This window comes from Streptomyces sp. NBRC 110028, assembly GCF_001417735.1.
Taxonomy (GTDB): Bacteria; Actinomycetota; Actinomycetes; order Streptomycetales; family Streptomycetaceae; genus Streptomyces.
Genome location: NZ_BBUZ01000023.1, coordinates 176,099 through 202,064 on the forward strand (window position 1 = coordinate 176,099; position 25,966 = coordinate 202,064).

General features: G+C 71.5%; 19 protein-coding genes and 1 pseudogene. 14 read left to right on the top strand and 6 right to left on the bottom strand.

Annotated features, from left to right (window positions below; genetic code table 11):
- The first annotated feature begins 50 nt into the window (after positions 1–50).
- Both ASC60_RS05910 and ASC60_RS05915 read left to right on the top strand, forming a co-directional pair.
- Positions 51–947 (top strand): LysR family transcriptional regulator, encoded by an 897-nt coding sequence (locus ASC60_RS05910; RefSeq protein WP_055547525.1) that lies wholly within the window; start codon positions 51–53, stop codon positions 945–947.
- A gap of 37 nt (positions 948–984) precedes the next feature.
- Positions 985–1,881, top strand: coding sequence for an SDR family oxidoreductase (locus ASC60_RS05915; RefSeq protein ID WP_234356811.1), 897 nt, complete (start codon positions 985–987; stop codon positions 1,879–1,881).
- Between the two features lie 254 nt (positions 1,882–2,135).
- On the opposite strand, the pseudogene ASC60_RS43970 reads toward ASC60_RS05915, so the two are convergent.
- Positions 2,136–2,306, bottom strand: a pseudogene (locus ASC60_RS43970) (DUF4158 domain-containing protein); the annotation flags it as partial.
- A 436-nt stretch (positions 2,307–2,742) separates the two neighbouring features.
- On the opposite strand from ASC60_RS43970, the gene ASC60_RS05925 reads away from it, so the two are divergent.
- From ASC60_RS05925 to ASC60_RS05945, 5 genes are all read left to right on the top strand, one after another.
- Complete coding sequence (locus ASC60_RS05925) at positions 2,743–4,737, top strand: alpha-1,4-glucan--maltose-1-phosphate maltosyltransferase (protein ID WP_055547531.1); 1,995 nt, start codon at positions 2,743–2,745, stop codon at positions 4,735–4,737.
- Positions 4,734–6,473 carry a maltose alpha-D-glucosyltransferase gene (treS, locus tag ASC60_RS05930; RefSeq protein WP_055547532.1) on the top strand — a complete coding sequence of 580 codons (1,740 nt, stop codon included), beginning with the start codon at positions 4,734–4,736 and terminating at the stop codon, positions 6,471–6,473. The genes ASC60_RS05925 and treS overlap by 4 nt, the downstream gene beginning before the upstream one ends.
- 269 nt (positions 6,474–6,742) lie before the next feature.
- The gene (locus tag ASC60_RS05935; protein WP_055547534.1) at positions 6,743–8,245 is read left to right on the top strand and encodes a hypothetical protein; all 1,503 of its coding nucleotides are present in this window, start codon (positions 6,743–6,745) and stop codon (positions 8,243–8,245) included.
- A gap of 350 nt (positions 8,246–8,595) precedes the next feature.
- Positions 8,596–10,830, top strand: coding sequence for a 1,4-alpha-glucan branching enzyme (gene glgB / locus ASC60_RS05940; protein WP_055548689.1), 2,235 nt, complete (start codon positions 8,596–8,598; stop codon positions 10,828–10,830).
- A 101-nt stretch (positions 10,831–10,931) separates the two neighbouring features.
- The gene (locus tag ASC60_RS05945; RefSeq protein WP_055547536.1) at positions 10,932–12,350 is read left to right on the top strand and encodes a glycoside hydrolase family 16 protein; all 1,419 of its coding nucleotides are present in this window, start codon (positions 10,932–10,934) and stop codon (positions 12,348–12,350) included.
- A gap of 83 nt (positions 12,351–12,433) precedes the next feature.
- Here the strand turns inward: ASC60_RS05945 and ASC60_RS05950 are convergent, their stop codons facing one another.
- The gene (locus tag ASC60_RS05950) at positions 12,434–14,434 is read right to left on the bottom strand and encodes a tetratricopeptide repeat protein (RefSeq protein WP_234356860.1); all 2,001 of its coding nucleotides are present in this window, start codon (positions 14,432–14,434) and stop codon (positions 12,434–12,436) included.
- The gene (locus tag ASC60_RS42630) at positions 14,431–15,282 is read right to left on the bottom strand and encodes an AfsR/SARP family transcriptional regulator (protein WP_234356812.1); all 852 of its coding nucleotides are present in this window, start codon (positions 15,280–15,282) and stop codon (positions 14,431–14,433) included. Before ASC60_RS42630 ends, ASC60_RS05950 begins: the two co-directional genes overlap by 4 nt.
- 147 nt (positions 15,283–15,429) lie before the next feature.
- On the opposite strand from ASC60_RS42630, the gene ASC60_RS05955 reads away from it, so the two are divergent.
- Positions 15,430–15,624 (top strand): hypothetical protein, encoded by a 195-nt coding sequence (locus ASC60_RS05955; protein ID WP_055547538.1) that lies wholly within the window; start codon positions 15,430–15,432, stop codon positions 15,622–15,624.
- Positions 15,625–15,793: 169 nt separating this feature from the next.
- Here the strand turns inward: ASC60_RS05955 and ASC60_RS05960 are convergent, their stop codons facing one another.
- Positions 15,794–17,239: a cation:dicarboxylate symporter family transporter gene (locus ASC60_RS05960; RefSeq protein ID WP_055547540.1), complete on the bottom strand. Its 1,446-nt coding sequence runs from the start codon at positions 17,237–17,239 to the stop codon at positions 15,794–15,796.
- Between the two features lie 164 nt (positions 17,240–17,403).
- On the opposite strand from ASC60_RS05960, the gene ASC60_RS05965 reads away from it, so the two are divergent.
- The 5 genes from ASC60_RS05965 (at position 17,404) to ASC60_RS05985 (ending at position 23,399) form a co-directional block, all read left to right on the top strand.
- Entirely contained in the window at positions 17,404–19,023 is a 1,620-nt protein-coding gene (locus tag ASC60_RS05965) for a sensor histidine kinase (protein WP_055548691.1), read from the top strand.
- A gap of 145 nt (positions 19,024–19,168) precedes the next feature.
- Positions 19,169–19,882, top strand: coding sequence for a response regulator (locus tag ASC60_RS05970; protein WP_055547541.1), 714 nt, complete (start codon positions 19,169–19,171; stop codon positions 19,880–19,882).
- A gap of 109 nt (positions 19,883–19,991) precedes the next feature.
- On the top strand, positions 19,992–20,999 hold the full coding sequence (locus tag ASC60_RS05975) for a chitinase (RefSeq protein ID WP_370592898.1): 1,008 nt from the start codon (positions 19,992–19,994) through the stop codon (positions 20,997–20,999).
- Between the two features lie 133 nt (positions 21,000–21,132).
- A complete protein-coding gene (locus ASC60_RS05980; RefSeq protein WP_055547544.1) occupies positions 21,133–22,500 on the top strand; it encodes an ABC transporter substrate-binding protein in 1,368 nt (455 codons plus the stop codon).
- On the top strand, positions 22,497–23,399 hold the full coding sequence (locus ASC60_RS05985) for a carbohydrate ABC transporter permease (RefSeq protein ID WP_055547545.1): 903 nt from the start codon (positions 22,497–22,499) through the stop codon (positions 23,397–23,399). Before ASC60_RS05980 ends, ASC60_RS05985 begins: the two co-directional genes overlap by 4 nt.
- A 138-nt stretch (positions 23,400–23,537) precedes the next feature.
- On the opposite strand, the gene ASC60_RS05990 is transcribed toward ASC60_RS05985, so the two are convergent.
- Positions 23,538–24,605: a CU044_5270 family protein gene (locus ASC60_RS05990; protein ID WP_055547547.1), complete on the bottom strand. Its 1,068-nt coding sequence runs from the start codon at positions 24,603–24,605 to the stop codon at positions 23,538–23,540.
- Positions 24,602–25,234, bottom strand: a complete 633-nt coding sequence (locus ASC60_RS05995; RefSeq protein WP_234356813.1) for an RNA polymerase sigma factor — start codon at positions 25,232–25,234, stop codon at positions 24,602–24,604. Before ASC60_RS05995 ends, ASC60_RS05990 begins: the two co-directional genes overlap by 4 nt.
- 243 nt (positions 25,235–25,477) lie before the next feature.
- Between ASC60_RS05995 and ASC60_RS06000 the strand changes: the two genes are divergently transcribed.
- Complete coding sequence (locus ASC60_RS06000) at positions 25,478–25,942, top strand: Rrf2 family transcriptional regulator (RefSeq protein WP_234356814.1); 465 nt, start codon at positions 25,478–25,480, stop codon at positions 25,940–25,942.
- The last annotated feature ends 24 nt before the right edge of the window (positions 25,943–25,966 follow it).

A 25,966-nucleotide genomic window follows, 5' to 3' on the forward strand; every position in this document is an offset into this window, starting at 1 on the left:
CCGTTTCGCATCTCGTCATGCGGTGATTGCATAACGCGTAGGCTGTGGGCATGGGTATGCTCCCCGATCTGGATCTGCGACTTGTCCGGTACTTCACGGTCGTCGCCGAGCAGTTGAACTTCGCCCGTGCGGCCGAGGAGCTGAGGGTCGCCCAGCCCTCCCTGAGCCGTCAGATCCAGCGGCTGGAGAACACCCTCGGCGTACGCCTGCTGGAGCGCACCACCCAGGGCAGCCGGCTCACCGCCGCCGGCGCGGCGTTCCTGCCACAGGCGCAACAGCTGGTGCACGGCGCCCAGCAGGCGGTGCTCACCGCACGCGCCGCCGCGCCGGCGCGCACTGTCACCATCGGGTACGCCGACGATCTGATCGTCACGCCCGCCGTACGCGATCTGCGCCACCGGCATCCCGACGCCCACGTCCGCACCCGCCACCTCGGCTCGCAGGACGCCGGTGCCCTGCCCGACCGGCAGGTCGACGCCCTGGTCATCCGCACACCACTGCCGATCCCGGCCGACGGCCTCGACCTGGCGGTCCTCTACGCCGAGCCTCGGGTCCTGCTCGTGCCCGCGTCCCACCGCCTCGCCGGTAAGGAGTCGGTCACCACTGCTGACATCTCCGCGGAACCACTCGTCGGCTGCGTCGGCGCGGGTGCCGACTGGACCGCCTTCTGGCGGCTCGAACCCCGGCCGGACAACGACCCCGCCCCGCTCGGCCCCACCCTTGCCGACACCTACGACGACAAGCTTGAGGCCATCGCCGAGGGGAATGCCATCGCCGTCGTCCCGGCCGGCGACCTGCGTCACACCCTCCGCCCCGGCCTCGTCTCCGTTCCGGTCGACGAGGTCGAGCCCTGTCAGGTCGTCGTCGCCACCCGCGCTGCGGACACCAGCATCCTCGTTGCGGAGTTTGTCGAGTCCGCGAAGAAGCTCCTCGTCCGCCACACCTGACCACTGGCCCCAGTCGGCCTCATAGCCCACGTCCGTCATGCAGCTCCTGCATGACGGGTTGCGAAACAAGTCTTGGACGCGGCCGCCGACAGTGCCGTTGGCTGGTCACATGACCGTCGACTACCGCGCACAGACCGTTCTGCTCACCGGGGCCAGCTCCGGGATCGGAGCCGCCTTCGCCAAAGCCCTGGCCGCCCGCGGTTCCAACCTCGTCGTCGTCGCCCGGCGCGCCGAGCGGCTGGAATCGATGGCGGACGAGCTGCGCCGCACCACCGATGCCCATATCGAGGCGATCCCGGCCGATCTCTCTCGCCCGACCGCCGCACACGAACTTCACCAGGCGGTCGCCGATCGGGGCATCCAGGTCACGAGCCTGATCAACAGTGCCGGGTTCGGCTCGTTCGCAATGTTCCCCGGCGCGGATCCTGGACAGCACACCGCCGAGATCGCCGTTCACGCGATGGCGCCGGTGCAGCTGACCGCAGCGTTCCTGCCTCAGATGGTGAACGCCGGCAACGGCTTCGTCATCAACCTCGCCAGCGTCACCGCCTACCTTCCGTCTCCCCGGATGGCCGTCTACAGCGCCACCAAGGCATTCGTGCTCAGCTTCACCGAATCACTGTGGACGGAGCTGCGAGGTACGGGCCTTACCGTGTTCGCCGTCGCGCCCGGCGCCACCGCCACCGACTTCACCACCGAGATGGGGCCGGACGCCGGGGTGCTGACCGCTGGGAAGCTGCGCACGCCCGAGGATGTCGTCACCACCACGCTGCGCCACCTCGAGCGCCGCAGCCCCGGCCCGACCGTCATCGACGGGCACTTCAACCGGCTCAGCGTATTTATGAGCCGTTTCATGAGCCGACGCCGGAACGCCCTGATGATGGCGCGCGTCTTCGACCCCGACCGTCGGTCTCCTTCGCAGCCCACCAGGTGACTCATCCCGTGCTGGCGGCCCACTGGATACATTTCCTACCGCCCGGCGACTGCCGGCTGCCAGGACAAGACCGGTCTCGCGGTCATCGCAACGCTGCTGTTGTTACCGTGAGCCAGCCGGTGATGCGATGCCCTCGGCCACGTCGGGCGAGCAGCTCGTTGGGATGCGCCCTGCGCACCTACGCGCAGCTGAAGAATTTCCAGCAATGGTTCGCCGACCTGCATACCACCCAATGCCGCAGCCCTCGGCGTGCCGTACAGCGTCTGGCCCCTCTCCGTGTACCTCTTGACCACCGACGGGTCCTCGATGTCGAGCTGCGCGGCCAGGTGCTCGATCACTGGCCACGGCACCGCGAGCGGGTCCTCCAGGAACAGGCCGACGTACCGAACCGTGCACATCTGGAGCGCGAACCCGAGCCGGTGATGTCCCGCCCACCCCGCGGCGAGCCCGGCCCGGGTGAGCGCGGCGCTGCTGGCCGAGTCGGCCAAGGGCGCGGTACGGAACGCCGGACGCGGTTCGCCGAACCGCCTGCTGCGTGTCGGAGACTGACCGTCCATCCGACTATCACAGATTGCGGTCATATCATCGGCCCCGCACGGATACGCGCGGGGCCGAACCATGCACCCCGCGTTACGAACGGGTAGTTAACGGGAACCCGGATTGTCTCCCGGTATCCGGTGGGAAGGCTTCCCGAACGCGCCCCCCATGGCCGACCTCATCCGCCCACCAGAGTGAACGCGGACAGGAGCTGTCATGCCCGCAACCCATCGTCCGGCGGTAAAGCCTATACAAAGGACAGAAGCCGCCGCCGACCATCAAGCGCCCTCCGCTCATCAGCCCGCAACGCCGTCAGGTGATCCTATGATCGGTCGTATTCCCCTTCTGGATATCCGTCCGCTGATCGACTGCGGCCGCCGTCCCGCCAAGGCGGTCGTGGGTGAGACCTTCGAGGTCAGCGCCACCGTGTTCCGGGAGGGCCACGACGCGGTCAGCGCCAACGTCGTCCTCCGCGACCCGGCCGGACGGTCGGGGCCCTGGACACCCTTGCGCGAACTCGCCCCCGGCACCGACCGCTGGGGCGCCGAGGTCACCCCCACCTCGCCCGGCCGCTGGTCGTACACGGTCGAGGCGTGGAGCGACCCCGTCGCCACCTGGCGCCATCACGCCCGGATCAAGATCCCGGCCGGGATCGACACCGATCTGGTGCTGGAGGAGGGCGCCCGGCTGCACGAGAGAGCCGCGGCCGGAGTGCCCAAGAACGACGGCCGGGAGGCGGTGCTGGGCGCCGTCGACGCGCTGCGCGACGAGCGCCGCCCGGTCGCCGACCGGCTCGCCGCCGCCCTCGCCCCCGATGTCGCCGCCGCCCTCGACCGCCATCCGCTGCGCGAACTGGTCACCGCATCGCGTCCGATGCCGCTCCAGGTCGAGCGGGAGCGCGCGCTGTTCGGCTCCTGGTACGAGCTGTTCCCGCGCTCCGAGGGCGCCAAGGTGGAGGAGGGCCGGCGGCCGGTCAGCGGGACGCTGCGCACCGCCGCCGAGCGGCTGCCCGCCGTCGCCGCCGCCGGGTTCGACGTCGTCTATCTGCCGCCCGTCCACCCCATCGGCACCGCCTACCGCAAGGGCCCCAACAACACCCTCTCCGCCGGCCCCTTCGACGTCGGCTCCCCCTGGGCGATCGGCTCACGGGACGGCGGCCACGACGCGATCCACCCCGACCTCGGCACCCTGGAGGACTTCGACCACTTCGTGGCCCGGGCGCGCGAGCTGCGCATGGAGGTGGCGCTCGACTTCGCGCTCCAGTGCTCCCCCGACCACCCTTGGGTCACCGAGCACCCCGAGTGGTTCCACCGGCGCGCGGACGGGACGATCGCGTACGCCGAGAACCCGCCCAAGAAGTACCAGGACATCTACCCCATCGCCTTCGACGCCGACTTCCCCGGCCTCGTCCGCGAGACCGAGCGGGTGCTGCGGTTCTGGATGTCCCACGGCGTACGGATCTTCCGCGTCGACAATCCGCACACCAAGCCCGTGGTCTTCTGGGAGAAGGTGATCGGGGACATCAACCGCACCGACCCCGACGTCATCTTCCTCGCCGAGGCGTTCACCCGGCCCGCGATGATGAACACGCTCGGCATGATCGGCTTCCAGCAGTCGTACACGTACTTCACCTGGCGCAACGGCAAGCAGGAGCTGACCGACTACCTCACCGAGCTGTCCGGGGACGCGGCCGCCTGGATGCGGCCCAACTTCTTCGTCAACACCCCCGACATCCTCCACGCCTACCTCCAGGACGGCGGCCGCCCGGCCTTCGCGGTACGGGCCGTCCTCGCCGCCACCCTCTCCCCCACCTGGGGTGTCTACGCGGGCTACGAGCTGTGCGAGAACACCCCGCTGCGCGCCGGCAGCGAGGAGTACCTGGACTCGGAGAAGTACCAGCTGCGCCCGCGCGACTGGGCGGCCGCGGAGCGTTCGGACCAAACGCTCACCCCGCTCCTCACCCGGCTCAACCGGCTGCGCCGGCGGCACCCCGCCCTGCGCCGGCTGCGCAACCTGCGATTCCATCACGCCGACAACGACTCCGTCATCGTCTACTCCAAGCGCACGGGCGACTCGTGCGTGCTCACCGTCGTCAACCTGGACCCCCACCACACCCAGGAGGCGACGGTCTCGTTGAACATGCCGGAACTCGGCCTCGACTGGCACGAGTCCGTCCCGGTGCGCGACGAGCTCACCGGCGAGACCTATCACTGGGGCAGGGACAACTACGTGCGCCTGGAGCCGGGCCGTGACATGGCTCCCGCGCACGTGCTCTCCCTGCGACCGTCCTCACCGATCGGAGGGTCACCCACAACATGATCGTCAACGAGCCCGTAGCGGACACGTTCGAAGACACCCCGGCCAAGGACCGCGACCCCGACTGGTTCAAACGCGCCGTCTTCTACGAGGTCCTGGTGCGCTCCTTCCAGGACAGCAACGGCGACGGCATCGGCGACCTCAAGGGACTCACGGCCAAACTCGACTACCTCCAGTGGCTCGGCGTCGACTGCCTCTGGCTGCCGCCCTTCTTCGCCTCCCCGCTGCGCGACGGCGGCTACGACGTCTCGGACTACACGGCCGTGCTGCCGGAGTTCGGGGATCTCGCCGACTTCGTCGAGTTCGTGGACGCCGCGCACCAGCGCGGCATGCGCGTCATCATCGACTTTGTCATGAACCACACCAGCGATCAGCATCCGTGGTTCCAGGAGTCCCGCAGCGATCCGGACGGACCGTACGGCGACTACTACGTCTGGGCCGACGACGACAAGCAGTACCAGGACGCCCGCATCATCTTCGTCGACACCGAGACGTCCAACTGGACCTTTGATCCAGTACGCAAGCAGTACTACTGGCACCGCTTCTTCGCGCATCAGCCGGACCTCAACTTCGAGAACCCGGCCGTCCAGGAAGAGGTACTGGCCGCTCTGCGCTTCTGGCTGGACCTCGGCATCGACGGATTCCGGCTCGACGCCGTGCCGTATCTGTACGCGGAGGAGGGCACCAACTGCGAGAACCTCCCCCGCACCCATGAACTCCTCAAGCGCGTCCGCGCCGAGATCGACGCCCACTACCCCGACACCGTGCTGCTGGCCGAGGCCAACCAGTGGCCGGAGGACGTCGTCGACTACTTCGGCGACTACGAGGCGGGCGGCGACGAATGCCACATGGCCTTCCACTTCCCGGTCATGCCGCGCATCTTCATGGCGGTGCGCCGCGAATCCCGCTACCCGGTCTCGGAAATCCTCGCCAAGACCCCCGCGATCCCGTCCGGCTGCCAGTGGGGCATCTTCCTGCGCAACCACGACGAGCTGACGCTGGAGATGGTCACCGACGAAGAGCGCGACTACATGTACGCGGAGTACGCCAAGGATCCGCGGATGCGCGCCAACATCGGCATCCGGCGCAGGCTCGCGCCCCTGCTGGACAACGACCGCAACCAGATCGAGCTGTTCACCGCGCTGCTGCTGTCGCTGCCCGGCTCGCCGATCCTGTACTACGGCGACGAGATCGGCATGGGCGACAACATCTGGCTCGGCGACCGGGACGCCGTGCGCACCCCCATGCAGTGGACCCCCGACCGCAACGCGGGCTTCTCCTCCTGCGACCCGGGGCGGCTCTTCCTGCCCACGATCATGGACCCGGTCTACGGCTACCAGGTGACCAACGTCGAGGCGTCCATGAGCAGCCCCTCGTCGCTGCTCCACTGGACCCGTCGGATGATCGAGATCCGCAAGCAGAACCCCGCCTTCGGACTGGGCTCCTTCACCGAGCTGCCCTCCTCCAACCCCGCCGTCCTGGCCTTCCTGCGCGAGGCCCCGCGGACCCAGGACGGGGAGGACGACCTGGTGCTGTGCGTGCACAACTTCTCGCGCTTCGCCCAGCCGACCGAACTGGACCTCCAGTCCTTCGCGGGCCGCCACCCGGTCGAGCTGATCGGCGGCGTCCGCTTCCCCGCGATCGGCGACCTCCCCTATCTGCTCACCATGGCGGGCCACGGCTTCTACTGGTTCCGCCTGCGCAAGGCCGACCCCACCCCCCACCGCCCCCCGCTGTAACCGGCACCGGCGCGCTGTCCCCCGCCCCGCCCCCACCCGGTAGGGGCGGGGCGGGGAAAAGGCTTCCGCTCCGTCCGGCCGGGGCGTTTTCGTCAGGGCTTCATGGGCACTCTGACTACGTACCGCCACCGGCGGAGCCGATCGCGTACTCCGTACTCGCCGTACGGACGATCCTCGCCCGACACGTCCCGCACCGTCGCACAGTCAACGCCGCAATCCGGGACACTTTGCCCTGATCTGTCGTGTGCCCGGGGAAAGGACGCGACGCCATGCCGGAAGCTTCGTTCTCCCGGGGGGCACACCACCCGCCGACCGCCGCACCGTCAGCCGACCCTGCGTCACCCGCCGCCACGGGCCCGGCCGGGCTGCTCGGGTCGCTCGCGCCGCTGCTCGCCGAGTGGCTGCCCCGGCAGCGCTGGTTCGCGGGCAAGGGCCGGCCCGTCACCGGCTTCGCCCTCGTCTCGGCGACCGAGATACTGCCCTGCCCGCCGGGCGGGGCGGCCCCCGGCTTACTCCATCTGCTCATCCGCGCCCAGCAGCCGGAACCGCCCGGCCACCGGCACGGCTTCGGCTGCGGCCACCGCCGTGGCGCGGCCGCCAGCGACTGCTACCAGATGCTGCTCGGCGTCCACTCGGCCCTGCCGCCCTCGCTCGCCCCCGCGCTCATCGGTCACCCCAGCGGCGGGCCGCTGGACGGCCGCACCGTGTACGAGGCGCTGGCCGACCCCCGGCTCGCCTCGCTGCTGCTGGAGCGGCTGCGGGTCCCCGGCCGTCTGGGCCCGCTGCGCTTCGTACGGGAGCCCTCCAGCGCGATCCCGTCCGTCCTGCCGCCCCGGCTGATGACGGCCGAGCAGTCCAACTCCTCGGTGGTGTACGGCGATACGTTCATCCTCAAGCTCTTCCGGCGGGTCAGCCCCGGCACCAACCCCGATCTCGAACTCCCGCTCGCCCTCGCCCGCACCGGCTGCACCCGGGTGCCCGCCCCCGCGGCCTGGTTCGAGGCGGCCCCGCCGCCGGAGGGGCCCGGCCCGCGCCCGGAGCCGTTCACGCTCGGCGTCCTGCAGCCCTATCTCGCCGGGTCCACCGACGGCTGGCAGCTGGCCCTCGACGCCCTGTCCGTGCGGGCCGACTTCGCCGACGCCGCGCACGCCCTCGGCGAGGCGACGGCCGAGGTGCACCTCGCGATGGCCCGTACGCTCCCCGCCTCCGTACTGCGCCGCCCGCAGATCGAACACCTCGCGGCCGCCATGAGCGAACGCCTCGACTCGGCCGCCGCCGCGGTGCCCGCACTCCAGCCGTACCGGGGCGCGCTGCACGCCGCGTACGAGGACGTCGCCGCCCTCGGCCGCGCCGGGCGCACCTGGGCGGCCCAGCGCATCCACGGTGATCTGCACCTGGGGCAGGCCCTGCTGACGGCGGAACGGCAGTGGTCGCTGATCGACTTCGAGGGCGAGCCGTCCCGTCCGCTGGCCGAGCGCCGCCGCCCGCAGCCACCGGTCCGCGACATCGCCGGAATGCTCCGCTCCTTCGACTACGCGGCGGCCGTGGGCGGCCCTCACACCCCGCGGGACTGGGCCGGGCGCATGCGTGCCGCCTACTGCGCGGGGTACGCGGAGGCCTCCGGCGCGGATCCGCGCGACGAGCCGGAGCTGCTGCGCGCCCATGAGACCGACAAGGCGGTGTACGAGGTCCTCTACGAGGCCCGCCACCGCCCCGACTGGCTGCCGGTCCCGATGGCCGCGATCCGCCGGCTGGCCGCCGCCGTCCACTGAGACCGGACGCCTCCGACGCACCTCCGACACCCCGACAACACCACCTCCGACACCCCCGGGAGGACCACCCCGTGACCGCACGACCGCCGTCCAGCCAGCACCCGTCCGACGAGGGCCCGGGCCGGGGCCCGGCGGTCCCGCCCACCTTCCGCTCCGGCCGCGCGGCTCGCCCGGCCGCCGCCCCGGACGTCGAGGCCGGGCTGCGGGAGGGCGCCTCCCCGCGCCGGGACCCGGCCTCGCCGGAGTCCGCGGGCATCAAGCCCACCTCGCGGCCGTCGTACGGGGCGCCGCCCGAGCCGCGGGCGCCCCGGGCGGCAGCGGCGGCGGACGCCCCGGAGGACACGCCCGCCGTGCGACGACCGGCCGGCCCCGCGCCCTGCGACGACCACGGGGTGCGGCCCGCGCCCGCGCTCGGGGACGAGGACCGGCAGCGGCTGCTCACCGGTTCGCATCACGACCCGCACGCGCTGCTCGGCGCGCACCCGGTGCGCGGCGGGGTGCTGTTCCGGGCGCTGCGCCCGTACGCGCGGGCCGTCACCGTCACCGCCGCCGGGCTGCGGGCGCGGCTGCGCGCGGAGGGGGATGGGCTGTTCTCGGGGGTGCTGCCGCTGACGTCCGTCCCCGACTACCAGCTGCTCGTGACGTACGACGACGCCGAGGTGCGGGCCGGCGACCCGTACCGCTTCCTGCCCGCCCTCGGTGATCTCGATCTGCACCTCATCGGCGAGGGCCGCCACGAGGAGCTGTGGCGGGCGCTCGGCGCGCGGCCGATGACGCACCACGGGGTGACCGGGACGCGGTTCACCGTGTGGGCGCCGAACGCGCGCGGCGTCCGGGTCACCGGGGACTTCTGCCACTGGGACGGCACCGGTTTCCCGATGCGCTCGCTCGGCTCCAGCGGCGTATGGGAGCTGTTCGTGCCGGGGGTCGGCGAGGGCGCGCTGTACAAGTTCGAGATCACCCGGCCCGACGGCAGCCGCACGCTGCGCGCGGACCCGATGGCGCGGCGCACCGAGTGCCCGCCCGCGACGGCCTCGGTCGTGCACGCCTCGCACCACCGCTGGGGCGACGGCGACTGGATGGCGCGGCGGGACGGCGGGCGGGTGCACGAGCTGCCGTTCTCGGTGTACGAGCTGCACCTCGCCTCGTGGCGGCCCGGGCTGACGTACCGGCAGCTGGCCGAGCAGCTGCCCGCGTACGTGAAGGACCTCGGGTTCACCCACGTCGAGCTGATGCCGGTGGCCGAGCACCCCTTCGGCGGCTCCTGGGGCTACCAGGTGACGGGCTTCTACGCGCCCACGGCCCGCCTGGGCACGCCGGACGACTTCAAGTACCTGGTCGACGCGCTGCACCGGGCGGGGATCGGGGTGCTGGTGGACTGGGTGCCCGCGCACTTCCCCCGGGACGCGTGGGCGCTGGCGGAGTTCGACGGCCGGCCGCTGTACGAGCCGTCCGACCCGCTGCGGGCCGCGCACCCGGACTGGGGCACCCTCGAATTCGACTACGGGCGCACGGAGGTCCGTAACTTCCTGGTGGCGAACGCGGTCTACTGGTGCGAGGAGTTCCACATCGACGGCCTGCGCGTCGACGCCGTCGCGTCCATGCTCTACCTGGACTACTCCCGTGAGCCCGGCCAGTGGACGCCCAACGCGCACGGCGGCCGGGAGAACCTGGACGCGGTGGCGTTCCTCCAGGAGATGAACGCGACGGTCTACCGCCGCTGCCCGGGCGTCGTGACCATCGCCGAGGAGTCCACCGCCTGGGACGGCGTCACCCGGGCCACCCACCATGTGGGGGCGAGCGGCTTCGGCGGGCTCGGCTTCGGGCTGAAGTGGAACATGGGGTGGATGCACGATTCGCTGGGCTATCTGGCGCATGACCCGGTGCACCGGAAGTACCACCACCATGAGATGACCTTCTCGATGGTGTACGCGTACAGCGAGAACTACGTCCTGCCCATCTCGCACGACGAGGTGGTGCACGGCAAGCGGGCGCTGGTGAGCAAGATGCCGGGCGACTGGTGGCAGCAGCGCGCGACCCACCGGGCGTACCTCGGCTTCATGTGGGCGCATCCGGGCAAGCAACTGCTTTTCATGGGGCAGGAGTTCGCGCAGGGCGCGGAGTGGTCGGAGCGGCACGGCCCCGACTGGTGGCTGCTGGACCCCTCGTACTCCGCCGAACCCGACCACCGGGGGGTGCGCGATCTGGTCCGCGACCTCAACCAGGTGTACGTGGCGACGCCCCCGCTGTGGCAGCGGGACACGGTGCCGGAGGGGTTCGCGTGGGTGGAGGGGGACGGACACGAGGACAACGTGTTCGCCTTCCTCCGCTTCGACGCGGACGGCTCCCCGCTGCTGGCCGTCAGCAACTTCTCGCCGCTGGTGCGGCAGGCGTACCGGGTGGGTGTACCGGACACGGTCCCGCTGTGGCGGGAGGTGCTGAACACCGACGACGAGCGGTACGGCGGAAGCGGCGTCCTCAATCCGGAACCGCTGAAGGCCGAGCCCACGGCCGCCCACGGCCGCCCGGCCAGTCTGCTGCCGAGCCTGCCGCCGCTGGCCACGATCTGGCTGCGCCCGGCCTGAGACCCGCGCACCGGGGTTCGTTCAAAAGGTTGACGAGTGACGTGGACACGCCTAAAGAGGTGTGAGAGCGCTCTCACACCCCCTTCAGGAGGTACCCGCCCATGCGCCGTCCCCGCAGACTCAGATCGGCGTTAGCCGCACTCGCCGCCACCGCCCTCGCCCTCGTCGGCGCCTCGTCCGTACGGGCCGACGTGCCGCCCACGCCCGACTGGACCCTCCAGTGGAGCGACGACTTCAAGGGCGCGGCGAACACCCTCCCCTCCGCCGCCAACTGGCAGATCGACACCGGCCACAGCTACCCCGGCGGCCCCGGCAACTGGGGCACCGGCGAGATCCAGAGCTACACCAACTCCACCAGCAACGTCAGCCTCGACGGCTCCGGCAACCTCCGCATCACCCCGCTCCGCGACGGCGCGGGCAACTGGACCTCGGCCCGCATCGAGACCAAGCGCGCCGACTTCAAGGCCCCGGCCGGCGGGGTGCTGCGCATGGAGGGCCGGATCCAGATGCCGAACGTCACCGGCGACGCCGCCCTCGGCTACTGGCCCGCCTTCTGGGCGCTCGGCAGCCCCTACCGGGGCAACTACCAGAACTGGCCGGGCATCGGCGAGTTCGACATCATGGAGAACGTCAACGGAATCAACTCCGTGTGGGGCGTGCTGCATTGCGGCGTGAACCCGGGCGGCGCCTGCAACGAGAGCACCGGCCTCGGCGCCAACCGGGCCTGCCCGGGATCGAGCTGCCAGTCCGCCTTCCACACCTACCGCTTCGAATGGGACCGCTCGGCCACCCCGAACCAGCTGCGCTGGTACGTCGACGGCCAGCAGTTCCACAGCGTCAGCCAGAACCAGGTCGACGCCGCCACCTGGTCGAACATGACCGACCACGCGGGCTACTTCCTGCTCCTCAACGTGGCGATGGGCGGCGCCTTCCCGAACGGCGTCCACGGCGCGGCCACCCCCGTCGCGGCCACCGACCCCGGCCACCCCATGCTCGTCGACTACGTGGCGGTCTGGACCCGGGGCGGAGGCGGGGGGACCGACCCCGGCGGCTCCGCCACCCTCTACCCGGGCCAGGGCGGCGCGCTCGGCGCGGCCTCCTCGTCCGCGAGCGCCACGACCCTGACCTCGGCGGGCGGCAGCAACCACGACGGGACGCCGTACCAGCCGCAGACCTTCACCTCCTCCGGCATCACCCGGACCTACAACGGCGGCTCGACGGCGTTCGACCTGTTCGTGGACGCGGGCACGACGGTGGCCAACGGGCAGCAGGCGCGGATCTCCTACGACCTCACCGGCGACGGCACCTGGGACCGCACCGAGACCTACCAGTACTTCGCCACCGATCCGGCCCCGGGCTATGAGCACTACACCCAGGCCCGCGGCCTGAAATCCGCCACCGGCGCACTGGGCGACCTGAGAGGCGGCAAGGTCCGCGTCGAGGTGTGGAACGCCATCGGCAACGGCACCAGCACCCTCGGCACCGGCAACCAGTCCACCGTCCGCATCCCCTTCAACTAGTGCCGCGTCAGTCGGGGTTTGCCCGGCAGCGAGGCGTCCTGGTGCGGCCAGATGCAAGGCGCCGGATCGGCCTCGTAGTGGGCCTACTCGGTCGATTCGGCAACGCCGCAGATGGCCGTGCCAGGGCGGCGAGCGGGGTGAACCTTGGCTGACGCGGCACTAGCTCCGCCGGGGCCGGAGTCGGGCCCGGGCTCGCCCAGCCGGGCGAGTCCGTCCCGCACCCGGTCCGCGTCCGGGTGGCCGAGGGCGTCGAAGCGGCTCAGCGCCGCGCGCCAGCTGGCGCGCGCCCCGGCCACGTCCCCGGCGGTCCGCTGGGCGTCGCCCAGCCGGTGCAGCGACTCGGCCTCCCGCACCCGCTCGTCCAGGCCGCGCCGCAGCCCGACCGCGCGCCGGTAGCAGGTGATGGCCTGCTGGTGGTCGCCGAGGTGGTGGTGGGCGTACCCGAGGCTGTCCCAGGCGGCCGACTCCCCGCGCCCGTCGCCCGCCTCCCGCAGGAGGGCGAGCGCCTCGGCGCAGTGCACGAGGGTCTGCTGGAAGTCGCCCAGCACGGCGTACGCCCAGCCCAGGTTGTTCAGGGCGTACGCCTCACCCTTGCGGTGCCCGGCCATCTGGTACAGCTCCAGCGACCGCCGGGCGTGGTACAGCAGCTCCTCGTCGCGGCCCTGGCGCTCGGCCGTCATGTTGAGCGCGACGTGGACGCGGGCCTGGCCGATGGGGTTGGCGGTCTCGCCGTGCAGGTCGAGCGAGCGCAGCAGATGGCCGCGGGCCCGTTCGTACCGCCCCATCCGGAAATCGGCGAGGCCCAGCCCGTGGCAGGCGTAGGCCTGCCCGGCCGGATCGGCGACGCGGCGGGCGGCGTCCAGGGCGACGCGGTGGACGGTGTGCTGGTCGTGCCAGTGGCCGAGCTGGTCCAGGAACTCCATCAGCGTCCAGGCCAGTTGCCAGGCGTGGGTCTCGAACCCGGCGTCCGCGGCCCGCTGGAGGGCCGCGATCAGCACCGCGTGTTCGTGGGTGAACCAGGTGAGGGCCTGGGCGTGTGCGGTGAACGTCTCGACGGCGGCACCGGAGCGCGCCGGGGCGAGGGCGATCGGCTCCCGGTGCGGGGTGAAGGCGCGTCCGGCGGCGAAGGCGGAGTGCAGATAGTGGTCCAGCACCCGGTGCAGCGCGGCCCGGCGGTCGTCGGCCGAGTCGCACTCCTGGGTCAGCTCCGTGGCGTACGCGCGCAGCAGGTCGTGGAACGCGTACCGGCCCGGGCTGCGCTCGGCGATCAGATGGGCCCGGGTGAGCCTGCCCAGCAGCCTGCGGGCCTGGGGGAGGTCCACCCCGGCGAGGGAGGCCGCGGCGGGGGCGGCGATGTACGGGCCGGGGTGCACGCCGAGCAGCCGGAAGAGCCGGGCGGCGTCGTCGCCGAGGGTGTGGTACGACCACGAGAACACGGCCCGGACGTCGGTGGTGGCGTCCCCGCCCTCGAACGCGTCGAGGCTGCCGCGGGCGTCGTGCAGCTCATCGGCGAGCGCCGCGATCTGGAAGCGGGGGTGGGTGGCGGCGCGGGCGGCCACGATGGCGAGCGCCAGCGGCAGCCCCGCGCACACCGTGACCACGTCCTCCACGGCCTGCGGTTCGGCGGCGGCGCGCTCGGCGCCGATGCGGCCGATGAGCAGGTCGCGCGCCTCGGCGCGGCCGAGCAGATCCAGCGGCAGCGGCCGGGCCTGTTCCGCGACGACCAGGCCGGTGAGTTCGTTACGGCTGGTCAGCACCACCAGGCAGCCGGGCGAGCCGGGCAGCAGCGGGCGCACCTGCTCGGCGTCGCGGGCGTTGTCGAGCAGGATCAGCACCCGCCGGTCGGCCAGCAGGCTGCGGTAGAGGGCGGTCTGCGCCTCCACGGTGGCGGGGATGCGGTGCGCGGGCACCTGGAAGGCGTCGAGGAAACCGCGGACCGCCTCGGCCACGGTCATCGCCGAGCCGGTGGGGCCGAAGCCGCGCAGGTTGACGTAGAGCTGCCCGTCGGGGAAGCGGTCGCGGACCCGGTGCGCCCAGTGCACCGCGAGGGTGGTCTTGCCGAGGCCGCCGCTGCCCGCGATCACCCCGATGACGGCGGCGGTGGGCGCCCGGCCGGTGTTTCGCAGCAGGGCGTCCAGACCGGCGAGTTCGCGCTCGCGGCCGGTGAAGTGGGCGACGTCGGGCGGCAGTTGCTGGGGCACGGCGGCCGCACCGGCGAGGGGGGTGGCGGCGGTGTCGCGTCGAGCGCCTGGCGGTGCAGCCGCTGCAGCTCCTCCCCCGGCTCGATGCCCAGCTCCTGTGCGTACCGCTGCCGGGTGGCGCGGAACAGCGCGAGGGCGTCCGCCCGCCGTCCGGACCCGCGCAGTGCCTCCATCAGCAGGGCCACCGAGCGCTCCCGCAGCGGGTGCTCGGCGACCAGCGCGGACAGCCGCACGACGGCCTCGTGGTGGCGACCGGCCCGTACGTCGATCGCGGCGCACTCCTCCATCGCGGCCCGCCGCTCCTCCTCGAGACCGGCCCCGACGGTGTCGGACAGCCAGCCGCCCGCCACATCGGCGAGCGCGGGCCCGCGCCACAACCGCAGCGCGGCACGCAGCAGTTCGGCGGCCCGGTCGTCGCGCGCGGCACGGGCCTGGCGCACCAGGTCCCGGAAGCGGTGCAGGTCGACGGCCGTGCGCGGGGCGGCGAGGCAGTAGCCCTTGGCGGAGGTGGTCAGTTCGGTTTCCGGCAGGGCGGCGAGGATGCGGCGCAGCTTGGATATCTGGACCTGTACGGCGTTGCGCGCCGAGCCCGGCGGCTCCTCGCCCCATATGGCCATGACCAGCCGGTCGACGGAGACCACCCGGCCCGGGTCCATCAGCAGCATCGCCAGCACGGAACGCTGCTGTGCGGCGGTGGGGCCCAGGAGCTGATCGTCCCGCCATATGCCCACGGGCCCCAAGAGGCGTAATCCGGTCCCGTCCACGCGCTGCCCCCGTCGGTACCAGAGATTCATGAGTGACAGTCCCGCAGCCTACCGACAGGGCCAGGTCAGCGAGGCATCAGCGGTATATCAGCGCTCCGTAGGAGGCTGGGCGTCATGACCACGGCCGGAGGCCCTCGCCGCAGGCCCCGGATAGGGGACCTTGTCTACGACATCGAGCGCGAGGCCGTCGGCCGCGTGGCGTACATCGACACCGGTGGCAACATCGCGTGGGTCACGCCGCGGCACGGGGGCCCCGAATGGACCGCGCTCCCCGAACAGCTGCGCCCGGCGGCCGACGGAGAGGGCTGACACGCCCTTCCCTGTGCGGGTGTCCCGTGTCCTGCCACGGGGGGAGGACGCGGGACACCACTTGTTCGGCTCGGCCGCGTGACACGACTGCTCCCAGCACCCCATGTGCCGGAACACGACCGCGGCCCTGCCCCGATTCAGGAGGGCAGGGCCGCAGGGGCGTGGGGTGTCAGGCAGGCACGTGCTCCTTGGCCGTGTCACCGTCACGCTGCACGGGGAGCGCCGTGGCGTCGGCGCTGTCGGAGTCCTCGGCGGCCGGGCCGTGGACGCCGCCGCCTGCCGCGAAGGCCGCGGCGTCGAACGGCAGCTCTCCGGCGAGGACCTGCCTCATCCGGTCCTTGTCGATCTCCTTGGTCCAGGTGCCGACCAGGACGGTGGCGACCGCGTTGCCCGCGAAGTTGGTGAGGGCGCGGGCCTCGCTCATGAAGCGGTCGACGCCGACGACCAGGCCGACACCGCCGACCAGGTCGGGCCGGTGCGACTGCAGACCGCCCGCGAGGGTCGCCATACCGGCGCCGGTGACACCGGCAGCGCCCTTGGAGGCGACGATCATGAAGACCAGCAGGGATATCTGCTCACCGATCGCGAGCGGCTTGCCCATGGCGTCGGCGATGAACAGCGACGTCATGGTCAGGTAGATCGCGGTGCCGTCCAGGTTGAAGGAGTAGCCGGTCGGCACGGTGATGCCGACGACGGGACGGCTGACGCCCGCGTGCTCCATCTTGGCGATCAGCAGCGGCAGCGCCGACTCCGAGGAGGACGTCGACAGGATCAGCAGGAACTCCCGCGCCAGGTACTTCAGCAGCAGGAACAGGTTCACGCCGGCCACCAGGCGCAGGATCGTGCCGAGGACGACGACCACGAAGAGGATGCAGGTGGTGTAGAAGCCGATCATGATGACGGCGAGCGCCTTGAGCGCGTCCAGACCCGTCTGGCCGACCACCGCGGCGATCGCGCCGAAGGCGCCCACCGGGGCCAGCCACATGACCATCGACAGCAGCTTGAAGACGAGCTGCTGTATGTGGCCTATGCCGCGCAGCACCGGCTCACCGGACTTGCCCATGGCCTGCAGGCCGAAGCCCACGAGAAGGGCGACGAACAGGGTCTGCAGCACCTGCTCCGAGGTGAACGCGGAGACGAGCGTGGTGGGGATGATGCTCAGCAGGAACCCGGACAGGCCCTCGCTGGCGCCGCTGTCGACCTGGTCCTGACCGGCCTTCGCCACTTCCTGGCTGAAGTGCAGCCCGCTGCCGGGCTCCAGGATGTTGCCGACGATCAGACCGATGCCGAGCGCGACGGTCGACATCACCATGAAGTAGCCGAGGGCGAGACCGCCGACCTTGCCGACCTTGGCGGCCTTCCGTACCGATCCGACGCCGAGCACGATCGTGCAGAAGATGATCGGCGAGATCAGCATCTTGATCAGGTTCACGAAGCCGTCGCCGATGGGCTTCAGCTCGACGGCCGTGTCGGGGGCGACGAAGCCCACGAGGATCCCCAGCGCCACCGCGCCGATCACGGCGAGGTAGAGGTAGTGGATCTTTTCCTTCTTCTTCGCCTTCGGCCGCTCCGGCTCGTCGCGTCCCGATGCGGGCGGTGTGATCTCCGCAGCCACGGTGCTGCCTCCTTCTCTTCGGCCGTCCAACTGTCCCGGCGCTGTACCGTGTGCGGCTCGCACACCACCTTGAACGGTTCCGGCGACTATGCATCACCCCTGTGACGGGGGTCACCCTTCCGTTCATTTCGTTCACACAAAGATTCGTGTGCAGACTGATGGACATGCGCATCCCCCACCCGCGGAGCCTGGCCGGCCAGCTCTTCGCGATGCAGGTCGTGCTCGTTGCCGCCCTGGTGGCGGGATGCGCCGTCTTCGCGTACATCACCGACCGCGACCAGGCCACGGCCGCCGCGCGCAGTCAGGCCACCGCCGCCGCCACCGCGGTCGCCGACTCCCCCTCGGTGGCCGACGCCGTACGGACCGACGACCCCAGCGCCCGGCTCCAGCCGTACGCGGAGAAGGTGCGCCGGGACACCGGCGTCACCTTCGTGACCATCATGAACCCGCGTGGCATCCGTTGGACACACCCCGATCCGGACAGGATCGGGGAGCGCTACCTCGGCCACATCGAGCCCGCGCTGCGCGGCCGGATCTTCCCCGAGACCTACACCGGCACCCTCGGCTCATCGGTGCGGGTGATCGCCCCGGTGCGCGACCAGAGGGCCGGGGGCCGGATCACCGCGCTGGTCAGCGCCGGGATCACGGTGGAGACCATCAGCGCCCAGGTGCGGCGCCAGCTGCTGGCTCTGCTCGGCGTCGCGGCCGGCGCGCTCGCCATCGGGGGCCTGTGCGCGTACGTCATCAACGCCCGGCTGCGCCGCCACACCCACGGCATGAACGCCACCGAGCTGAGCCGGATGCACGACTACCACGAGGCGGCGCTGCACGCGGTGCGCGAGGGGCTGCTGATGCTGGACGGGCAGCGGCGGATCGCGCTCATCAACGACGGCGGCCGGGAGCTGCTCGGGCTGCCCGACGACGTGGTCGGCGCCTACGTGTCCGAGCTGGGCCTGCCCGCCCCGCTCACCGGCGCCCTGCTGGCCACCGAGCCGCGCGTGGACGAGCTGCACCTCACCGCGGAGCGGGTCGTGGTGGTCAACACCTCCCCGGTGAGCAGCGGCGAACAGCGCGGCACGGTCGTCACGCTGCGCGACCACACCGAGCTGCAGGCGCTCTCCGGTGAGCTGGACTCCGTACGCGGCTTCGCCGAGGCGCTGCGCTCCCAGGCCCACGAGGCCGCCAACCGGCTGCACGCCGTCGTCTCGCTGATCGAGCTGGGGAGGGAGGACGAGGCGGTGGAGTTCGCCACGGCCGAACTGGAGCTGGCCCAGGCGCTCACCGACCAGGTGGTGGCGGCCGTCGCCGAACCCGTGCTGGCGGCGCTGCTGCTGGGCAAGGCGGCCCAGGCCAGCGAGCGCGGTGTCGAACTCGTCCTCACCCCCGACAGCCGTATCGACGACGGGCTGCTGCCGCCCGGCCTGGCCGCCCGCGACCTGGTGACCATCGTCGGCAACCTCGTCGACAACGCGATCGACGCCGCCACCGAGGGCGTCGGCAGCGGCGCCGCCCGCAGCGCCCGCGTCACGGTCACCGTCCGCGCGGACGACGGCGAGCTGACCCTGCGCATCGCGGACACCGGCGCCGGTCTGGACCCGGCGGCGACCGAGGACGCCTTCCGCCGCGGCTGGTCCACCAAGTCGGCGGGCCGCGGTCTGGGGCTGGCCCTGGTCCAGCAGGCCGTACGCCGCAACGCGGGCACCGTGGACGTGGCCGGGGCGCCCGGCTCCGGCGCCGAGTTCACCGTCCGGCTGCCGCTCGCCACCGCTGCCCCCGCGCCGTGAACCCGCGCGGGAGGTGCACCGACGGCCGCCCCCGGCGGATTCACCGGGCCCCGGCCCTGGCCACTCTTCATTACGCTCCGTAAATTGGAGCCCCGAGCTTTCCGCCTCCCCCTGACGTGTCCGTCCCCGAGAGGAATCCCGATCCATGAGCCCGCCGCAGGCGAACTCGGCGACCCCGACCCCGGAGCCGATCCGGGTGCTGGTCGTCGAGGACGATCCCGTCGCGGCGGACGCGCACCGGATGTACGTCGAGCGCGTCCCCGGATTCGCCGTGGTCGGCACCGCGCGCACGGGCGGTGACGCCCAGCGGCTGCTGGAGCGGACACCCGCCGACCTCATCCTGCTCGACCTCTACCTGCCCGACGGGCACGGTCTGCAGCTGGTGCGGGCGCTGCGGGCGGCCGGACACGCGGCGGACGTCATCGCCGTCACCTCGGCCCGGGACCTCGCCGTGGTCCGGGACGGGGTCTCGCTCGGGGTCGTCCAGTACGTGCTGAAACCGTTCACCTTCTCCACGCTCCGCGACCGGCTCCAGCGGTACGCCGAGTTCCGGTCGACCGCGGGCGAGGCCAGCGGGCAGGCCGAGGTGGACCGGGCGCTGGCCGCCCTGCGCGCACCGCAGCCCGCCTCGATGCCCAAGGGGCTCACCCAGGCCACCCTGCAGGCGGTCACCGAGGCGCTGCGCGGCGCCGAGGACGGGGTCTCGGCGGCGGCGACGGCGGAGGCCGTGGGGATCTCACGGATCACCGCGCGCCGCTATCTGGAGCACCTGGTGGACGCGGGCCGCGCCGCCCGTACGCCGCATTACGGGCAGGTAGGGCGCCCGGAGCTGGTCTATCGCTGGCTCAGCGAGCACTGACGGACCCTTCGGGCGACCATTAGGAAAGTTTCCTATCCCACCTCTTGTCGTGGCCATGGCGCCTCGCTACGTTCAGCCGCACATCCCCCAGGAGGACGCCACCATGCAGATGTTCCCGCGCCACCACAGACGCGCTCTGGCCGCCGCGGCCACCGGACTGACCGCCGTGATCGCCGCGGGCGCGGCCGCCACCGCCCAGGCCACGCCCCCGTCGCCGCACACGGCGGCCGCCGCCACCGGCCAGACCGGCCCGTACCTCTACCTCGGCTGGGGCAGTCCGCCCAAGGCCACGGACGTGATGTCGGCGACCGGCACCCGGCAGTTCACGATGGCGTTCATGCTCTCCGACGGCGGCTGCGCCCCCAAGTGGGACGGCTCCCGCGCCCTCACCGGGGGCACCGACCAGTCGACCATCAACGCCATCCGCGCTGCCGGTGGCGAGGTCACGGTCTCCTTCGGCGGCTGGAGCGGCAACAAGCTCGGTGAGAAGTGTTCGTCCGCCTCCGCGCTCGCCACCGCGTATCAGAAGGTCATCGACGCGTACCGGCTCAAGGCGATCGACATCGACATAGAGTCGACCGAGTTCGAGAACGCGACGGTCCGGCAGCGGGTGATCGACGCGCTGAAGACCGTCAAGCAGAAGAACAGCGGCATCAAGGTCTACGTCACCTTCGGCACCACCACGACCGGGCCCGACGCCAACGGCACGGACCTGGTCAAGCGCGGCGCCAGGGCCGGGGTCGACGTGGACGGCTGGACGGTCATGCCGTTCGACTTCGGGCAGGGCTCCGTCGACATGGCGGCGGCCACCAAGTCGGCGGTCGACGGCCTGAAGAACACCGTCGCGAGCGCGTACGGTCTCTCCTCGGACGCCGCCTACCGCAAGGTCGGCTTCTCCTCGATGAACGGCAAGACGGACGTCGCGGGCGAGATGGTGACCCTGGCCGGCTTCAACTCGATGCTCTCGTACGCGAAGAGCCACCACCTGGCCCGGGTCAGCTTCTGGTCCCTCAACCGCGACCGCACGTGCGGCTCCGGCACGGACGCGGACGCGTGCAGCGGCATCAACCAGGGCACGTACGACTTCACCAGGGCCCTCGCGGGCTACGCGGGCTGAACCCTCCTTCGTACGAACCGCGTTCGAGCGCCCGGCGGGCCAACCACGACCCCGTGTACGGGGATTGACCTTGCGTTGACGGCGACCTTACGGTCGGCCCGCAGCCCACAGAGGCCAGCAAGGAGGTCGTGCCGTGCGCCCCGCACCCGCCACACTGATCCTCACCGCCGCCGCCCTCGTCGCCACCGCCGGGCTCACCGCCTGCGGTGGCGGCTCGGGCAGCGACCCGGACACCGTCAAGGTCGCGTACAACCGCAGCACCGACAACAAGATCCGCTTCAAGGACCACCACCTCGCCGAGGTGAAGAAGCAGTTCGAGAAGGCGAACCCCGGCAAGAAGGTCAAGCTGATCCCCATCCAGGCGCAGGACAACGACTACGCCACCAAGGTCCAGCAGATGATGCGCTCCCCGAAGACCGCCCCCGACCTGGTCTACGAGGACACCTTCCGGATCAACGCCGACATCAAGGCGGGCTATCTGCGCCCGCTGGACGACTATCTGGCCAAGTGGAAGGACTGGGACCAGTTCGTCGACACGGCGAAGACGGCGGCCAGGGCCGAGGACGGCAAGACGTACGGCGTCCCCGACGGCACCGACACCCGCGGGCTGTGGTTCAACAAGGAGATCTTCGCGAAGGCCGGGCTGCCCGCCGACTGGGCGCCGAAGAACTGGGACGACATCCTGGGGGCCGCGCGCGCCATCAAGAAGAAGGTCCCCGGCGTCACCCCGCTCAACGTGTACACCGGCAAGGCCCCGGGCGAGACCTCCGTCATGCAGGGCTTCGAGATGCTGCTGTACGGCACCGGCAAGGCGGGCGGCGAACCGCTCTACAACCCCGAGACGAAGAAGTGGGTCACCGGCGGCCAGGGCTTCCGGGACTCCCTGGCGTTCCTGAAGACCGTGTACGACGAGAAGCTCGGCCCCGACATCTCCGACGCCCTCGACCCCAACGTCGGCACCACCGTCTACAGCGAATGGCTCCCCGAGGGCAAACTCGCCATCGCCCTCGACGGCTCCTGGCTCGGCCAGAACTGGCTGAAGACCGGCGGCAAGCCCTGGCCCGAGTGGTCGAAGACCCTCGGCCAGGCCCCCATGCCCACGCAACACGGCCAGGCGCCCGGCAAGGTCAGCATGTCCGGCGGCTGGACCTGGGCGATCAGCGCCAAGTCCAAGAACCCCGATCTGGCCTGGAAGTTCATCGAGCGGTTCCAGACCAAGGAGAACGCGGTCCGGTGGGACATCGTCAACGCCCAGATCGCCGTCCGCGAGGACGTCGCGAAGGACCCCGCATACCTCTCCTCCATGCCCGGCATCCGCTTCTTCACCGGCCTGGTGAAGAACACCCACTACCGCCCGGCGCTCCCCGTCTACCCGCAGGTCTCCTCGGCCATCGGCGAGGCCATGGAGGCGGCGACCACGGGTGACGCCTCGCCGAGCGGCGCGGCGAAGCGTTACGACGAGCAGCTGAAGTCCGTCACCGACGGCGCCGTGGGCCGATGACCAGCGCGGCCGAAGCCTCTGCGGCGGTCTCCCCCGTACGCCGCCGGGGCCGCCCGCTGCGCTGGCTCCCCCTCGCCCCCGCCACCGTCCTGCTGCTGCTCTTCCTCGGCGGGCCGATCGCCTACTGCTGCTACATCGCCTTCACCGACATGCAGCTCACCGGCACGTCCTCCACGGACTTCACCGGCCTCGCCAACTTCCGCCGCGCCTTCGGGGACGACGACTTCCGCAACGCGGTCGTCCTCACCCTCGTCTTCACGGTCGTCTCGTCCCTCCTCGGCCAGAACACCCTGGGCCTGGCCCTGGCCACCCTGATGCGGCGCGCCTCCAAGCCGGTGCGCACCCTGACCGGGTCGGTCGTGGTCGCGGCCTGGGTCCTCCCCGAGATCGTCGCGGGCTTCCTGCTGTACGCGTTCTTCCGCCGCGAGGGCACGCTCAACGCCGTCCTGGACGGGCTGGGGCTGCCGTCCCAGAACTGGCTGTACACCCTGCCCATCCTCGCCGTGTCGTTCGCCAACGTCTGGCGCGGTACGGCGTTCTCGATGCTCGTCTACTCCGCCGCCCTGTCGGAGATCCCCCAGGAGATCACCGAGGCGGCGGAGGTCGACGGCGCGGGCGGCCTCCGCCGCTTCTGGCATGTGACCCTGCCGATGATCCGCCGCTCCATCGGCACCAATCTGATGCTGAACACCCTGCAGACGCTGTCGGTGTTCGGCCTCATCTGGGCCATGACCCGCGGCGGTCCCGGCAACCGCAGCCAGACGCTTCCGGTGTTCATGTACGACCAGGCGTTCAACAAGTCCCTGATCGGCTACGGCACGGCGGTGGCACTGTTGCTGCTGCTGGTGGGGGCGGCGTTCTCGGTGGTGTATCTGCGGTTGATGCGCGAGGAGGTCTGAGGTCCGCCGTCGTGATGGCGGTGCCTGTCGTGCGTACGCCGAGGCCGGAGCCGGGGGCCGCGAGCGCGGCCCCCGTCAGCGCCGCCGAGACCAGCAGGGTGCACAGCGCGGCCGTGGAGGTCTTCGACGGCATGCGTCTCAGCCCTCCCGCGAGGGCATCCGCTTGTTGCCGTCGACGACCGCGCGCTGGGTGATGGCGCTGGTGAAGGTCACGGTGCCGACCTTGAACACCCCGCTCGTGTCGGGCTTGACCTGGACATTACGCTCCCCCAGGAACTCCAGGCTCTTCTTGTCGAAGATCCACTCGGTGCGCTGGCCGTCCTGTTCGTTCAGCCGCGCCACCGCGACCCCGTGCCGGCCGGTGGCGTCGACCGCGTCGTCCACCGTGACGACCCCGGGGATCTTCGCCGCGGCCTGGTAGATGGCCGCGGTGAGCTTCGCGGGCGGGTAGCTCTCGGTCAGCAGATCGCCGAGGGCGACGAAGGCCGCCTGATCGCGGGGGACCTCCTTGTCCCGGATCTTGTCGGCGTCCTGGCTGATCTTCTTCAGCAGTGCGTCGGCGTCGGTGGGCAGCTTGACGAGGTTGTCGTACGCCGAACTGACCGGGTGCTCACCGGCCAGGGTGATGCCCTGATCGCCGGTCTCGCCCGCCTCGATCAGCCAGCCGTCCTTCCCGTCGAGGGACTGCCACACCTGACGGTCGTGCAGCTCCTGGCTGACCACCGTGGTCTTGTCGTCCACCGTCTTGGGGTAGGTGCTGGCCACCTTCGAGGCGATGTAGAGGAACTGGCCGTCGCGCACCGTGGGCCCGGAGGCATCGGCGGCGGCCAGCGAGATGCGGCCCAGCAGCCGGGCGGCGCCCTTCGCGTCGGCGGTGCCGACCGGCGTGGTCAGCGCGGGTCCGGTGGCCAGGGGCGTCGTACCGTCCCCGCCGTCGTCCCCGTACAGGGCTACGCCGCCCACGATCGCCCCGGCGAGGGCGCAGGCCGCGACGGGCAGCAGGATCCTCCGGCGCAGGAACGGACCGCGCTGCCGCGCGGGGGCGGCGGGTGCGGTGGTGTCGCGGATGTCGTCATGGATCTGGGCCATCAGGCGCTCCTTGTGCGACGCATGGCGGCCCGCCGGCAGATCCCGCTCCTCGGTGTCCCGAAGCTCTCGGGTCTCCGGCCACTCAGCCGGGTGCGGCTGGGAGGGGCTGGCGTTCATCGGTTTCCTTCCTCTGCGGACCGGATCGCGTAGCCGCGATCACCTGTTATCTGCCGGGTGGGGGAGGCGAGTTCCCGTTTTTTCCCGATGAGTTCGGCATCAGCGAGTTTGCGCAGCTTGGTGCGGGCCCGGGACAGCCTGGAGCGGACGGTTCCGATGGGGATGGCGAGGGTGCGGGCGACATCGGCGTACTCCATGCCCTCCCACAGGCACAGCACCAGCACCTCGCGCTCGGCCCGCTTCAGCGAGCCGAGCGCGGTCAGCGTGGCGTTGATCCGCCGCCGGTCGTCCACCCGGCCCGCCGTCTCCTCGGCGTGATCGGGAATCCGCTGGGCCTCGGGCCCCGCCTCGGCGGCAGCGGCGGCCGCGGCCCGGTAGCGCCGGTTGCCGCGACAGTGCGAGCGGGCCACGTTGGTGGCGATCCCCAGCAGCCAGGGCCGCAGCGAACCCCCGTCGGCCTCGACCGACGCATGGCGCCGCCACGCCTCCAGAAACGTCGCCGACATGACGTCCTCGGCCACGGACCAGTCGGCGGTCAGCCGGAAGGCGTGGTTGTACACCGCGCGCGCGTGAGTGTCGAACAACTCCGCGAAGGCGTCGGGATCCCCGGCCCGCACCCGGGTTCGCATATCTGTGGTCACGCCTTCAACTGCCCTCCGGGGACGAGTGAGTTCCAGTGACGAGCGTCACAGGTGCCACGCCGGGTGCGGAATCAGCGGGTCCGGCCGAGGGTCGGCTCGGAGCGATGCGGGGCCGTCACCGCGTACTTCCCTACCGGCCGTCGCCCGGCGCCACAGGAGGGCGCCGCCGGAGACCTCGATGCGCTGGGCGGCGACCCAGCGAACTGAAACTGCTATGGTTGCAGTTAATCGATGGACAGCGAGGAGCAGGAGATGGCGGGGCTCAGCGGTAGGAGCGCGGTCGCGATTCACGCGCTCACCATGCTGGCCAACCGGCGTGGGGGCTCGCTGACTTCCGCCGAGATCGCGGAAAGCCTTGAGAGCAATCCGGTCCTCGTACGGCGCGTTCTCGGCCGCCTGCGGGACGCCGATCTGGTGTGGTCCACCGAGGGTCGAGCGGGGGGCTGGTCCCTCGCCCGCGCCCCGCGGGACATCACGCTCTACGACGCGTACGCGGCCGTCGAGGACGGACAGGTCTTCTCGCGGCACGCCCATCCGCCCAGTGGCGCGTGCGAGATCGGACGCAGCATCGGCGACCTGCTCGACGTCGAGTTCCGGAACGCGGAACGAGCCCTGGAGGAGCGACTCGGCAGGACGACGATCGCCGGCCTGCTGGGGCGGGTGCTGGCCTCCGGCAGCGAACCGAGGGATCACTGATCAAGCACACAGACGCACCCCGCA

Excerpts from the sequence above, each read along its gene's own strand:
- ASC60_RS05910 (WP_055547525.1), top strand. The coding sequence starts at position 51 with ATGGGTATGCTCCCCGATCTGGATCTGCGACTTGTCCGGTACTTCACG.
- ASC60_RS05955 (WP_055547538.1), top strand. The coding sequence starts at position 15,430 with ATGACCACGGCCGGAGGCCCTCGCCGCAGGCCCCGGATAGGGGACCTT.
- ASC60_RS05985 (WP_055547545.1), top strand. The coding sequence starts at position 22,497 with ATGACCAGCGCGGCCGAAGCCTCTGCGGCGGTCTCCCCCGTACGCCGC.
- ASC60_RS05995 (WP_234356813.1), bottom strand. The coding sequence starts at position 25,234 with ATGCGAACCCGGGTGCGGGCCGGGGATCCCGACGCCTTCGCGGAGTTG.
- ASC60_RS05970 (WP_055547541.1), top strand. The coding sequence starts at position 19,169 with ATGAGCCCGCCGCAGGCGAACTCGGCGACCCCGACCCCGGAGCCGATC.
- ASC60_RS05975 (WP_370592898.1), top strand. The coding sequence starts at position 19,992 with ATGTTCCCGCGCCACCACAGACGCGCTCTGGCCGCCGCGGCCACCGGA.
- ASC60_RS05925 (WP_055547531.1), top strand. The coding sequence starts at position 2,743 with ATGATCGGTCGTATTCCCCTTCTGGATATCCGTCCGCTGATCGACTGC.
- ASC60_RS05965 (WP_055548691.1), top strand. The coding sequence starts at position 17,404 with ATGCGCATCCCCCACCCGCGGAGCCTGGCCGGCCAGCTCTTCGCGATG.
- ASC60_RS05990 (WP_055547547.1), bottom strand. The coding sequence starts at position 24,605 with ATGAACGCCAGCCCCTCCCAGCCGCACCCGGCTGAGTGGCCGGAGACC.
- ASC60_RS05945 (WP_055547536.1), top strand. The coding sequence starts at position 10,932 with ATGCGCCGTCCCCGCAGACTCAGATCGGCGTTAGCCGCACTCGCCGCC.
- ASC60_RS06000 (WP_234356814.1), top strand. The coding sequence starts at position 25,478 with ATGGACAGCGAGGAGCAGGAGATGGCGGGGCTCAGCGGTAGGAGCGCG.
- ASC60_RS05915 (WP_234356811.1), top strand. The coding sequence starts at position 985 with ATGCAGCTCCTGCATGACGGGTTGCGAAACAAGTCTTGGACGCGGCCG.
- ASC60_RS05935 (WP_055547534.1), top strand. The coding sequence starts at position 6,743 with ATGCCGGAAGCTTCGTTCTCCCGGGGGGCACACCACCCGCCGACCGCC.
- treS (WP_055547532.1), top strand. The coding sequence starts at position 4,734 with ATGATCGTCAACGAGCCCGTAGCGGACACGTTCGAAGACACCCCGGCC.